Source organism: Sphingomonas colocasiae, from assembly GCF_019880585.1.
In the GTDB taxonomy this organism is placed as follows: domain Bacteria; phylum Pseudomonadota; class Alphaproteobacteria; order Sphingomonadales; family Sphingomonadaceae; genus Sphingobium_A; species Sphingobium_A colocasiae.
In genome coordinates, this window is record NZ_JAINVV010000001.1 from 169,027 (window position 1) to 181,552 (window position 12,526).

General features: G+C 65.4%; 12 protein-coding genes and 1 pseudogene. All 13 read right to left on the reverse strand.

The features are described 5' to 3' along the window. Positions 1-14: 14 nt before the first annotated feature. On the reverse strand, positions 15-575 hold the full coding sequence (locus K7G82_RS00760; RefSeq protein ID WP_222987909.1) for a sugar transferase: 561 nt from the start codon (positions 573-575) through the stop codon (positions 15-17). Continuing rightward, positions 572-1,648 (reverse strand): dTDP-glucose 4,6-dehydratase, encoded by a 1,077-nt coding sequence (gene rfbB / locus K7G82_RS00765; protein WP_222987910.1) that lies wholly within the window; start codon positions 1,646-1,648, stop codon positions 572-574. The genes K7G82_RS00760 and rfbB overlap by 4 nt, the downstream gene beginning before the upstream one ends. Beyond that, positions 1,641-2,507 carry a dTDP-4-dehydrorhamnose reductase gene (rfbD, locus tag K7G82_RS00770; RefSeq protein WP_222987911.1) on the reverse strand — a complete coding sequence of 289 codons (867 nt, stop codon included), beginning with the start codon at positions 2,505-2,507 and terminating at the stop codon, positions 1,641-1,643. Before rfbD ends, rfbB begins: the two co-directional genes overlap by 8 nt. Next, positions 2,504-3,052, reverse strand: a complete 549-nt coding sequence (gene rfbC / locus K7G82_RS00775; RefSeq protein WP_222987912.1) for a dTDP-4-dehydrorhamnose 3,5-epimerase — start codon at positions 3,050-3,052, stop codon at positions 2,504-2,506. The genes rfbD and rfbC overlap by 4 nt, the downstream gene beginning before the upstream one ends. Continuing rightward, on the reverse strand, positions 3,049-3,930 hold the full coding sequence (gene rfbA, locus K7G82_RS00780; RefSeq protein ID WP_222987913.1) for a glucose-1-phosphate thymidylyltransferase RfbA: 882 nt from the start codon (positions 3,928-3,930) through the stop codon (positions 3,049-3,051). The genes rfbC and rfbA overlap by 4 nt, the downstream gene beginning before the upstream one ends. 190 nt (positions 3,931-4,120) lie before the next feature. After that, positions 4,121-5,773, reverse strand: a complete 1,653-nt coding sequence (locus tag K7G82_RS00785) for an AMP-binding protein (protein ID WP_222987914.1) — start codon at positions 5,771-5,773, stop codon at positions 4,121-4,123. Beyond that, positions 5,770-7,365, reverse strand: coding sequence for an AMP-binding protein (locus K7G82_RS00790; RefSeq protein ID WP_222987915.1), 1,596 nt, complete (start codon positions 7,363-7,365; stop codon positions 5,770-5,772). The genes K7G82_RS00785 and K7G82_RS00790 overlap by 4 nt, the downstream gene beginning before the upstream one ends. Continuing rightward, complete coding sequence (locus K7G82_RS00795) at positions 7,362-8,765, reverse strand: aldehyde dehydrogenase family protein (protein ID WP_222987916.1); 1,404 nt, start codon at positions 8,763-8,765, stop codon at positions 7,362-7,364. Before K7G82_RS00795 ends, K7G82_RS00790 begins: the two co-directional genes overlap by 4 nt. Before the next feature lie 45 nt (positions 8,766-8,810). Further along, positions 8,811-9,845 carry a TonB-dependent receptor gene (locus K7G82_RS29625; RefSeq protein ID WP_343228496.1) on the reverse strand — a complete coding sequence of 345 codons (1,035 nt, stop codon included), beginning with the start codon at positions 9,843-9,845 and terminating at the stop codon, positions 8,811-8,813. A gap of 754 nt (positions 9,846-10,599) precedes the next feature. Further along, positions 10,600-11,031 (reverse strand): annotated as a pseudogene (locus tag K7G82_RS29630) (TonB-dependent receptor plug domain-containing protein); the annotation flags it as partial. Positions 11,032-11,046: 15 nt separating this feature from the next. Continuing rightward, positions 11,047-11,505, reverse strand: a complete 459-nt coding sequence (locus K7G82_RS00805; RefSeq protein ID WP_222987917.1) for a cytochrome C — start codon at positions 11,503-11,505, stop codon at positions 11,047-11,049. Further along, positions 11,502-11,957 (reverse strand): c-type cytochrome, encoded by a 456-nt coding sequence (locus tag K7G82_RS00810; RefSeq protein WP_222987918.1) that lies wholly within the window; start codon positions 11,955-11,957, stop codon positions 11,502-11,504. The genes K7G82_RS00805 and K7G82_RS00810 overlap by 4 nt, the downstream gene beginning before the upstream one ends. Next, positions 11,954-12,508: a methylamine dehydrogenase light chain gene (locus tag K7G82_RS00815; protein WP_222987919.1), complete on the reverse strand. Its 555-nt coding sequence runs from the start codon at positions 12,506-12,508 to the stop codon at positions 11,954-11,956. Before K7G82_RS00815 ends, K7G82_RS00810 begins: the two co-directional genes overlap by 4 nt. Between the last annotated feature and the right edge of the window lie 18 nt (positions 12,509-12,526).

Genomic DNA, 12,526 nt, shown 5'->3' on the forward strand with positions numbered 1-12,526 from the left:
CCGGTCAAGTCAATTCACGCCCTGTCGGCGGCGTCGCCCCGGCCGCCGCCAAAGGCAGTGCGCAGCATCAGATGGAGGTCGTGGGTCAAGGACCAGGGGCCGAGATAGGCCGCATCGGCGACCGCCAATCGTGCTGGCGTCGACATGTCGAGCCCCGCGACCTGCGCCGGGCCGGTGATGCCCGGTCGTAGCGCGTGGACGCCCAGGCGTTCGCGCTCGTCGATCAGTTCCTTCTGCGAAGGCAGACAGGGGCGGGGCCCGACAAAGCTCATCTCGCCGACCAGTACGTTCCAGATCTGCGGCAGTTCGTCGAGCTTGGTCTTGCGGAGCAGGCGGCCCGTCCCCGTGATGTGGCTGGCGCCGACCTCGTGTGAGGCGCGATGCTGGGTATCCGGGCGCATCGTGCGCAGCTTGATCAGCCGGAAGGGTCTGCGGTGACGTCCGACCCGGGTTTGCACGAACAGCGGATTTGCGCGGGTCTCGATCCAGATGGGGATCGCCAGCACCATGCTGATCAATGCCGCTGGAAGCAGCGCGATCAGTGCGAGCGCCAGATCTAAGGCACGTTTGCTCACGCGACCGTCCGATAGCTGCCATCAAGCACCGCGCGCCACCAGTCTTCGTTGCCGAGATACCAGTCGAGCGTTTCGGCGAAGCCCGATGCGAAATCGCGCGATGGGGCATAGCCGAGTTCGGTGCGGGCCTTGTGTTCGTCGATCGCATAGCGGCGGTCATGGCCCAGCCGGTCGGTGACATAGGTCTTGAGCGACGCGCTCGCTTCCCCACGCGCGGCGGGGGCTTGCGGGAAGCGCCGGGCCAGCGCGGGATCGGCCGCGAAGGCGCGATCGACGGTGGTGCAGATCGCGTCGATCACCGCCATGTTCGGCAATTCCTGCCCGCCGCCGATATTATAGGTTTCACCGGGGCGGCCATGTTCGAGCACCAGTTCGATGCCGCGGCAATGATCCTCGACATGCAGCCAGTCGCGTATGTTCAGGCCATCGCCATAGATAGGCAGCGGCTTGCCCGTCAGGCAATTGATCAGGAACAGCGGGATCAGCTTTTCGGGGAATTGATAGGGCCCGTAATTGTTCGAGCAATTGCTTGTGGTTGTGCGCAGGCCGAATGTGTGGTGATACGCGCGCACCAGATGGTCGCTCGCCGCTTTCGACGCGGAATAGGGCGAATTGGGCGCATAGGGCGTGGTTTCGCTGAAGGCGGGACCGTCGGCGGCCAGACTGCCATAGACCTCGTCGGTGGAGACATGATGGAAGCGGCGGTCGCGCCCGCCGACGATACCGGTATCGAGCCATTCGGCCTTGGCGGCCTTGAGCAGGCTGTGCGTGCCGACGATATTGGTTTCGATAAAGGCGTCGGGCCCATCGATCGAGCGGTCGACATGGCTTTCCGCCGCGAAATGGACGATCGTGTCGATAGCGTGGTCGCGAAGGATCTTGCGAACCCGGTCGGTGTCGCAGATCGATGCTTCGATCAGCGGCACGTCGATGCCTGCCAGATTGGCGCGATTGCCGGCATAGGTGAGCGCATCGAGCACGATTACGGTATCTGCCGGGCGCCTGGCTGCCCAATGACGAACGAAATTGGCGCCGATGAAGCCGGCGCCGCCGGTGACGAGAAGGTTAGGCACGCTCTGTCACTTCCTTCAGCATGTTGCGCAGCGACAACCGCCAATGCGGCGTAGGGCCGCCGAGCAGCGCCCAGGCCGAACTCTTGTCGAGCACGCTATAGGCCGGGCGCCGTGCCGGGGTAGGGTAATCCTCGGTGGCGATCGGCGTTATGGTGGGAATGCGAGGCAGCAGGCCGAGCGCGAGGGCTTCTTCCGCCACCGCCATCGCCAGATCGTACCAGCTTGCGATGCCCGCATCGGTCAGATGGTGCGTTCCCGACGCATCCGCTGCGATCAGGCGCCACAGACTGTCGGCCAGCGTCGTCGCCCAGGTGGGTGAGCCGGTCTGATCGGCCACGACGCGGATCTCGTCGCGCTCACGCATCAGCCTCAACATCGTCAGCGGGAAATTGCTGCCTTGCGCGGCATGGACCCATGAAGTGCGCACGATCAGCGCATCGGGATCGGCGGAGTGCAGGGCGGTCTCACCGGCCAGCTTGGAGCGGCCATAGGCGCTGAGCGGGTTGGTCGGGCTGTCGGGCCGATAGGGCGTGCCGGCGCTGCCATCAAAGACGAAGTCGGTGGATATGTGCGCGACCCGGATCCCCGCCATTCGCGCGGCCGCGCCGATCCAGCCGGGGGCCGTGCCGTTGACGGTCCGGGCCAGGGCTTCGTCGCTTTCGGCGCGATCGACGGCGGTATAGGCGGCGGCATTGACCAGCCAGTCGCACTCGGCGTTCGCGATCGCGGCGCGGACCGACGCTTCGTCGGACAGGTCGCAGGCATCGCGGCCGAGCGCGATCAGCGATGCATCGGCGGGGCAGGCGGCACGCATGGCGCGGCCGACCTGTCCTTCGGCGCCGAGCAGCAGCAGTCTCATGCGAAGACGTCCGCCGCGTCGAGCCCGGGCGCCGCCGCATCCTTGCCCGAAAGCTGCGGCGCGCCGATCCCGTCCAGGGGCCATTCGATCGCGAGTGCCGGGTCCGACCAGCGCAGCGAATGCTCGTCATCCGGTGCATAGAAATCGGTGCATTTGTAGAGAAATTCGGTGCCGTCCTCCAGGCTGAGGAAGCCATGCGCGAAACCCGGCGGCACCCACAACATGCGCTTGTTGGCTTCCGAGAGCGTCACGCCCACCCATTTGCCGAAATCGGGCGAGGTGCGGCGGATATCGACCGCGACATCGTACACCGCGCCGCGCACGACGCGGACCAGTTTTCCCTGAGGCCGGCGGCGCTGATAATGAAGCCCGCGCAGCACGCCCTTCGCCGAGCGGCTGTGATTGTCCTGGACGAAGCGCAGATCGAGCCCTGCCTTTGCAAAGGCGGCGGCGTTCCAGCTTTCCATGAAGAAACCGCGATCGTCGCCGAACACGGCCGGTTCGACGATCTTGACCTCCGCCAATTCGGTATCGACCAGCTTCACGCGCGCGCTTTCTGTTCGAGCAGCTTCATCAGATAATGGCCATATCCGCTTTTGCTCAGCGGCTCGGCGAGGCGAAGCAGTTGGGCGTCGTCGATCATGCCCTGATTCCAGGCGATCTCTTCCGGGCAGCAGATCTTGAGGCCCTGGCGTTCCTCGATCACCTGCGTGAAATGCGCCGCTTCGAGCAGTGAGGCATGGGTGCCGGTATCGAGCCAGGCATAGCCGCGCCCCATCAGTTCGACGTTGAGCGCGCCTTCCTCCAGATAGAGGCGGTTGACGTCGGTGATCTCCAGCTCTCCGCGCGCCGATGGCGTTATCCGGTGCGCATAATCGATAACATGATGATCGTAGAAATAGAGCCCGGTGACCGCATAGTTGGACCGTGGCCGCGTCGGTTTCTCCTCGACCGATATCGCGCGGAACGCCTTGTCGAACTCGACGACGCCATAGCGCTCGGGGTCGGCGACATGATAGCCGAACACGGTGGCGCCCGAGACGCGGGCGTCCGCGCGCGCCAGCAGTTCGGGCAGGCCATGGCCGTAGAAGATGTTGTCGCCCAGGATCAGTGCGCTCGGGCCGTTGTCGATAAAATCCGCGCCGATATGAAAGGCTTGTGCAAGTCCGCCGGGTTCGGGCTGGACGGCATAGCTGAGTGTGATTCCCCAATCCGATCCGTCGCCCAGCAAATTCTCGAACGCGGCCTGTTCGTGCGGTGTGGTGATGACCATGATCTCGCGGATGCCGGCCATCATCAGCACCGAAAGCGGATAATAGATCATCGGCTTGTCGTAGATCGGCATGAGCTGTTTGCTCAGCGCGCGCGTTGCCGGATAGAGGCGTGTGCCTGTTCCCCCGGCCAGCACAATTCCCTTACGCACGAATGTCTCCAGATGCAGCACGGCGATGCCGGCCTGTCATAGTCGAAAGACGGGCGAAGCAAAGCGTCACGGCGCCGTCGATGCGAATTACTGTCCGCTCGAGCCGCCATCGTCGCCGGACTTGGAGGCTGTTTGGAAAAGCCGGTACCGCCTCCGGAAAGCGCGCTTCCGCGCTTTCTCAAACAGGCTCTTAGCCCCGGCCGGCAAAGATCGCGATCATCTCCTCGCGCATCGCGAACTTCTGGACCTTGCCGGTCACCGTCATCGGAAAGGTTTCGACGAAGCGGATGTGCCGGGGAATCTTGAAATGGGCGATGCGCCCGCGGCAATGGGCGCGCACGCCTTCGTCGTCGAGCGAGGCGCCGGAGCGCAGCACGATCCAGGCGCACAATTCCTCGCCATAGCGATCGTCGGGCACGCCGATCACCTGCGCGTCCGCGATGAAATCATGGGTGAGCAGGAATTCCTCGATCTCGCGCGGATAGATATTCTCGCCGCCGCGGATCACCATATCCTTGATCCGGCCGACGATCCGGCAGTATCCGTCCTCGTCGATCGTCGCGAGGTCGCCGGTGTGCATCCAGCCTTCGGCGTCGATCGCCTCCGCCGTCCGCGCCGGATCGTCCCAATAACCGATCATCACCGAATAGCCGCGCGTGCAGAGTTCGCCGGTTTCGCCGCGCGCGACGGTGTCGCTATCGGCATCCACCAGCTTCACCTCCAGGTGCGGCTGGATGCGGCCGACGGTGGAGACGCGCAGATCCAGCGGATCGTCGGTTTCGCTCTGGAAGCTGACCGGGCTGGTCTCGGTCATGCCATAGGCGATCGTCACTTCGCGCATGTGCATGCGCGCGATCACTTCCTCCATCACCGCGATCGGGCAGGGCGATCCCGCCATGATGCCGGTGCGCAGCGAGCGCAGGTCGAACCGGTCGAATTCGGGGTGATTGAGCGCGGCGATGAACATCGTCGGCACGCCGTAGAGCGCGGCGCAGCCCTCGGCCTCGACAGCCTCAAGCACGGCGAGCGGATCGAACGCCTCCGCCGGATAGACCATGGTCGCGCCGTGAACGATGCAGGCGAGATTGCCCATCACCATGCCGAAACAATGATAGAGCGGAACGGGAATGCAGACGCGTTCGCCCGGCTGCAGCTTGATGCCACGCCCGACGAACTGGCCATTGTTGAGGATATTGCGGTGCGACAGCGTCGCGCCCTTTGGAAAACCCGTGGTGCCGCTGGTGAACTGGATGTTGACCGCGTCGGCGGGCGTGAGCGCATCGGGAAGCGTCGCGTCGCCGCCGGCAGCTAGTGCTGCGAAGGGCAGGCAACCTGCATGCGATGCGTCGCCGAGCGTAGCGGCCAGGCGCAGCGCGGGCAGGCGCGCGGCATAGAGCGCGCCGGGTGCGGCGCCGGCCAGTTCGGGCGCCAGTTCGCGCAGCATCGCGACATAGTCACTGGTCTTGTGCGACGGCGCGAGGACGAGCGCGGCGCAGCTTACCTTGTTCAAGGCATATTCGAGTTCGGCGGTGCGATAGGCCGGGTTAATGTTCACCAGGATCAGCCCCGCCTTGGCGGTCGCGAACTGCATCAGCGTCCATTCGGCGCAGTTGGGCGCCCAGATGCCGATCCGGTCGCCGGGTTCCAGCCCCGCCGAAAGCAGGCCGCGCGCCAGGGCGTCGACGCGCTCGGCCAGCTCGGCATAGGTCCAGCGCACGCCCTGATGACGGACGATCAGCGCGAGCTGGTCGGGAAAACGCGCGACCGTCTCGTCGAACTGCGCGCCGATCGTCTTTTCGATCAGCGCCGGAGTATCCGCGCCCTTCACATAGCTGTCGGTCATGCTTCCGCCTTGGCCCATTCCTGTTCGCGCAGTTCCTTGCGCCTTATCTTGCCGCTGACGGTTTTGGGCAAGCTTGCTACGAATTCGATCTTGCGTGGATATTTATAGGGCGCGGTTGTCGCCTTCACATGATTTTGAAGCTCAGCCGCGAGCGCGTCCGATCCCGAATGTCCTGCCGCGAGCACGACGAACGCCTTCACCACTTCGCCGCGCGTCGGATCGGGGCTGGCGACCACCGCGCTTTCGGCGACGGCGGGATGCTCGAACAGCGCGCTTTCGACTTCGAACGGGCCGATGCGGTAGCCGGCGGAGAGGATGACGTCATCGGCGCGGCCGACGAACCAGAAGAAGCCATCTTCGTCGACGATCGCGCGATCGCCCGTCAGATACCAGCCGTCGCGAAAGACGCTCGCGGTGCGTTCGGGTTCGCCGCGATAACCGGTGAACAGGCCGGGCGGGCGGGCATCGCCCGCACGCAACGCCACATCGCCTTCGGTACCTGGCGGTGCGGCCGTGCCGGTCTCGTCGATCACCGCCAGTTCGATGCCGGGGGCGGGGCGGCCCATCGCGCCGATCCGCGAGGCGCCCGGCCGGTTGCAGCACAGCAGCACCGTTTCGGTCTGGCCATAGCCGTCATGGATATCGAGCCCGGTCGCCGTCTTCCAAAGATCGATCACTTCGGGGTTGAGCGGTTCACCCGCGCTCACACAGTGGCGGAGCGCGGGAAAGGCGCGGCCGGCAAGATCTGCACGGACGAACATGCGATAGGCGGTCGGCGGCGCGCAGAGCGTGGTGATCGGGAAACGCGCCAGCAGGTCGAGCGTGGCCGCAGGATCGAAGCCTGGCGCGTGGTTGACGAAGATCGCCGCGCCCATCAGCCAGGGCGCGAACAGGCTGCTCCACGCCGCCTTCGCCCAGCCGGTGTCCGAGAGATTCCAGTGGAGATCGCCCGGCTGCAGATCGAGCCAGTAACGGCCGGTGATCCGGTGCGCGAGCGCATAGCCATGGCCGTGGATCGTCATCTTGGGCTGGCCGGTGGTGCCGCTGGTGAAATAGCAGAGCGCATCCTCGTCGAACGCGGTGTCGGCGATTTCGGTCAATGGCGCTGCGGCCTGTTTCTCGGCGCCATAGTCACGCCAGCCGTCGCGCGGGCCGCCGATATGGATCAGCCCGACGGGCTGGCCGGCAAGCGCGGCCTCCACCCGTGCGGCGATGTCTCCGCCCGCGATCACGCATGTCGCCTGGGCCGCATCGCGGCGATAGGCGATGTCCTTGGCGCTGAGCTGGATCGTGCCGGGTGAGGCGATCGCGCCCAATGCCAGGCAACCCAGCATCAATTCCCACCATTCGATCTCGCGCGAGAGCAGGATCAGCACGGTATCGCCGCGTTTCACGCCCGCGTCGGCCAGCACCGCCGCCGCGCGCGCGGCATGGCCGGCCAGTTCGGCGAAGCTGCGGTCGATCACCGTGCCGGCGGCGTCGGTCCATAGCAGGGCGCGAACATGCGGCCGTTCGGCGGCAAGGCGGCCGATCTCGTCCCGCGCGAAATTATATCGCGCGGGCGGATCCCAGTTGAATGGCTCCTGGGTCATTTGGCTTCGTTGATCACCCGGATCTGCGTGAATTCGGCCAGGCCTTCCTCGGCGAATTCGACGCCGATGCCCGATTGCTTGGCGCCGCCGAACGGGATGTTGGGGCCGAAATCAAGATGCTTGTTGATCCAGACCGTGCCGGCCTCCATCCGCTCGGCAAGATCGTAAGCCGTGTCGCGATCGCCCGACCACACTGATCCGCCCAGTCCCCAGGGCGAGGCATTGGCGCGGGCCAGGGCGTCTTCCGCGTCGGAAAAGCGGATGACGGGCAGGATCGGGCCGAACTGTTCCTCGTCGACCAGCTTCGTGCCGTCCGAAATGTCGCGGACGATGGTGGGGCGCACGAAATAGCCGGGGCGATCGTCCACCGTGCCGCCGGCGATGATGGTGCCGTTGGCGCGCGCATCCTCGATGAAGCCCTTCACTTTCTCATATTGCGCCTTGTTCTGGAGCGGACCGATCTGCGCACCCTGAAGCAGCCCGTCGTCGACCACGGCTTCCTCGGCGAGCTTGGCGAGCGCGGTGCACATCTCGTCGTAAATGTCGTCATGCACATAGACGCGCTTGATCGCGAGACAGACCTGGCCCGCATTCATGAAAGCGCCACCAAAGATTCCGGGCGCGGCCTTTGCCGGATCGGCGTCGGGCAGCACGATCGCCGCGTCGTTGCCGCCCAGTTCCAGGGTAATGCGCTTGATCGAGGCGGCGGCGCTCGCCATCACCTTCTTGCCTGTCTCGGTCGATCCGGTGAACGAGACCTTGGCGACGTCGGGATGGCTGGTCAGCCGTGCGCCCAGATCATTCTGGTCGGTGACGATGTTCACCACACCCGCCGGGAAGATCTCCGCGCAGAGTTCGCCCAGCAACAGCGTGGTGAGCGGCGTCGTCGGCGCGGGCTTCACCACGATCGTGTTGCCGGCCAGCAGCGCCATCGGCAGCTTGAACGCCACGATCAGCACGGGGAAATTCCAGGGGATGATCGCGCCGACCACGCCCAGCGGCTTGCGCTTCATCTCGACGCGGCGGCTGTCGCCATCCTCGATCAGCCTGGATTCGAGTTCGAGCGAGGAAAGATAGCGGATGAACGCCTCGGTATAGGCGATCTCCGCCGTCGCTTCGGTGAGCGGCTTGCCCTGTTCCTGCGTCAGCAACCGCGCGAATTCGGGCGCACGCGCCTGCAATCCATCGGCAAGCTTGAGCAGCAAGGCGCGCCGATCGGCGATCGATGTCTTCGCCCACGCGGGGAAGGCAGCCTTGGCCGCGGCCACCGCGGCGTCGAGCTGCGCTTCCGATGCGCGTGGGCAGGTGGCGAGCACGGCCTCGGTCGCGGGGTTGAGCACGTCCATGGTCATGTCGCCATCGACGAGCGCACCGTCGATCAGCAGCTTGTATCCGGTCATCTCACTCTCCTTGCAGGCGGCGGGCCGCCTCGTTCTTCTTCATTGTCAGAATCGCGTGCCGACGGTGATGCCATAGGTCCGCGGCGCTCCGACATGGTTATAGTCGAAACCGAAGCCGGCGAGCAGATCGACGCGCGACGTGAAGTAGAATTTGTTCGCCAGGTTCTTGCCCCAGATCGACGCGTTCCAGCGGCCGTCCGCCGACTCCCAGTCGATATGGCCCGACAGCAGCGCATAGGCGCGCTGCTTCAGCCGGGGCACGTTGAGCACTTCGAAATATTGGCTGGTCGCATAGCTCAGATCGCCATGCAGGCTGAACTTGCCGCCGGGGCCATCCATCACCGTGGCGTCGAACCCGCCGGCAAAGGTGAAGGAGGGGGCGTTGGACAATGTGTTGCCCGCCACATTCACGCCGCTGACGATGCCGCGCTTGATCTTGGTATCGAGGATGCCGATGCCCGCGCGCAGGGTCAGCATGTCGCTCGCGCGTGCGGTCAGTTCGGCCTCGCCGCCCATGATCCGCGAGCGCGGGATGTTGAGCAGCGTCTGCGCGGCGGTTGCCGGATCGACATTGATGAATTGCTGGTTGCTGTAGCTGTAGTGGAAAATCGCGGCGTTCAATGTGATGCGGCGATCGGCGAACTGGGTCTTGGCGCCCAGTTCGAACGCGTCGATCTTCTCCGCCTTGGCGATCGAGAGTTCGGACGGATCGAAAAACGCCTGGGCGTTGAAGCTCGGCGCGCGATAGCCCCGGCTGTAATTGGCGTAGAGCAGCGCATCGCGATCGATCTTGTAGTCGAGCCCGATCTTTCCGGAGAGATTGTTGGTGCTGTAGCGCAGCGTCGATGGCGGGATGAGGTTCATCACCAGCACGCCGTTGGGGCCGAGCGCGTTGGATTCGAAATTGGTCTGCGATCCCTTGTCCTTGGTGTAGCGCAAGCCGCCGCGCAGCTTGAGCGCGTCGCTGATCTCGAAACTCATGTCCGAATAAAGGGCATAGCTCTTCTTCAACTGATCGAAGCTGTTGCGGAACAGGCAGCCGAGCGGGAACCCCGGCTGCGCAATCCAGATCGGTGACACCCGGCAATCCGTCTGAATCCACGTCCTTGCCGATCTCGAAGGTGGTTTCGTTATAGACCTTCTCGCGGTTGAAATAGGCGCCGAGGATGAAGTTGAATGGGCCGTTGAAATCGCTGGTCAGCCGCAGATCCTGCGCGAACTGGGTCGCCCGGTCGGTATAGGGGATTTCAAGCAGCTCGGTCGCGGTGCCGTCGGTATCCTCGTAGAAACGCAGGCTGCCCTTGTCCCATGACGTCACACTGGTGATCGCGAGCGCGTCGCCGATATCGAAGGTGCTGGTGAGCGCCACCGAATAGGTGCGGGCATGGCGCCGGTCGGTGACATTGGCTTCGATCTGCCGGCGGCCGAGGCCGGGGCGGTTGACCGCTTCGGGCTGGGCATAAATGCCGTAATTGCGGGGATTCTGATAGCTGGTCGATGCACGCAGGACGAAGCGCACGCCATCCGACGGTTCGAGCAGCAAGGATCCGCGCACGCCATATTCGCGCACGCTCGCCAGATCGGGCTGGCCGGGCAGCTGGTTCTTGAACCAGCCATCGGCACGCGCGACGGTCATGGCGACGCGCGCGGCGGCGATGTCGCCCAAGGGCACGTTGACCGCGCCGTTCAGCTCCATGCGATTGTAATTGCCGTAGCCCAGGCCGAGATAGCCCTCGGTCTCGCCCAGCCGCGGCGCGCGGCTGATCAGATTGACCGCGCCGCCGGTGGTGTTCTTGCCGTAGAGTGTGCCCTGCGGCCCGCGCAGCACTTCGACGCGTTCGAGATCGAACATCGCGACGCCCAGAAACGCGAAATTGCCCTTGTAGACTTCGTCATAATAGGTCGCGACCGGACTGGCCTGGTTGAGGCTGTAGTCGGACATGGAGACGCCGCGCAGCGCGAAGATCGGCGTATTGTCGCCGACGGTGGAGGTGAGCTGGAGATTGGGGATCTTGCTGACGAGTTCGTCGGCCTGGGTGACGCGCTGCTTCTGGAGCGCGTCGCCGCCGATCGCCGAAACCGAGATCGGCACTTCCTGAAGCCGTTCGGAGCGTTTCTGGGCGGTGACGACGATGTCGGCACCCATTTCCTCCGGGGCTGGTTGCGCTTGGGCGGGTGCTGCATCCTGGGCGATCGCCGCGCCGGAACTGCCGGCAAGCAGCAGGGCGGCGATCCGCATGGCGGTGCGCGGGCTGGAAACGGTCATTCTCTTCTCCCCTGTTTATTCAGTTCCCCCACCGCTCGCGATTTCGGCCAGGATGCGCGCACGCGTCTGTGCGGCCTCGGTCCGGAGCGGCCTGCTGCGTAATTGCCCCACCTCATTCGGCGTGTAGGGCTTGAAATCCTTGGGGACGCGCGCGGGATCGAAGCGCAGCAGCGTCCAGTTCAGAAGTTCGGCGAGCTCGGCGTCGGGCAGCGCCGCGCTCGCCACGCCAGGCACGCGCGCGAGGTAGTCGCGGCCCTCGGGCGTTTTCAGGAAGGTGCCGATGATGCCCGCCATCGCAGGCGTCGTCTGCGGCGTGCCGCTCGCGTCGGCGCGGTGGCAGCCTTGGCATTTGAGGATCCAGTTGCTGTGCGCGCGCGCCGGCTTTTCGACGCCGGGCATGGCGATGCCTGCCGCCACGCCGCCGGTTGCCGCCACCCCGGCGGCGAGAAGCGCGAGGGCGGTGGCCAATTTCATTTCGTGGTCAGCGTCGCGTTGAGCTTGCCGATCGCGGCGGGCGTCATCCCGGCCGCGCCCGCCTTGACCTGCGCGACCTCGGCGGCGGTGAAGGGCTTGGCGGTTCCGCCCTTGGCGGATGTGGCGAGCACATGGTTGAGTACGGCGGCGATCTGCGCATCGTTCAGGCCTGCCTGGGCGGGCATCACGCCGCGATAGGGCTTGCCTTCCACGGTGATCGGGCCGGAAACGCCCTTGGTCACCACCAGCACCAGATAGTGGCGGCCATCGGGTTTCCCGGCGAGCGCGCGGATGTCGGCGCGCAGCGGTGGAAAGGCCCCCGGCACGCCGGCGCCCGTGGCGAGATGGCAGGCGGCGCAGCGCTTGTAGATCGCGGCGCCGTCCGCCGTCTGCGCCGCCGCCGGGGCGGCGAGCAGCGCGGCCGCCAGAAGAGGGGGGAGTCGGCGGATCATTTCTCGTCCACCGCCACGCCCAGGATCACCGCGGTCGAGCAATTGTAGATCGCGCTTTCGGTGCCCAGGCACCAGTTGATGTCGTTGTTCGCCTGCGGGCGCACCATCGGCCGGTCGCCGTCATTGCGGTTGCACAGGCAGTTCCCGCACGAGGATTTGCCGCAGCAGTCATTGTAGCTGATGATATAGGCGCGGTTGTCGGCGGGGTTGCGACAGGTGCCGATCCAGGTGATCGGCGACATCTCGGTGCCCGGCGGGCAGGTGCTCGCGGAACCCCCACAGCAACTGCACAGGAAGCCGTCGATCGCGCAATAGCGCCAATAATCGCATTGAGTCTGGTCGCCCGGGTCCTGCGGATTGCCGGTGGTCTGCGGCGCCATGCCACTGGGCGTGCCCCCATGGCTCTGCGCCTGGGCCCGCGAGACGGGCAACACGGGCAGCGTCGCGGCGCCGGTGATCGCGCCGCCGATCAGGGTGAGCAGGCTGCGGCGCGACGTCGATCGCGCCACCTTGCGCGTCATCCGTTCGGCGAAACTGTCGAGATGCGACATGGTGATCCCCCTCTGGTG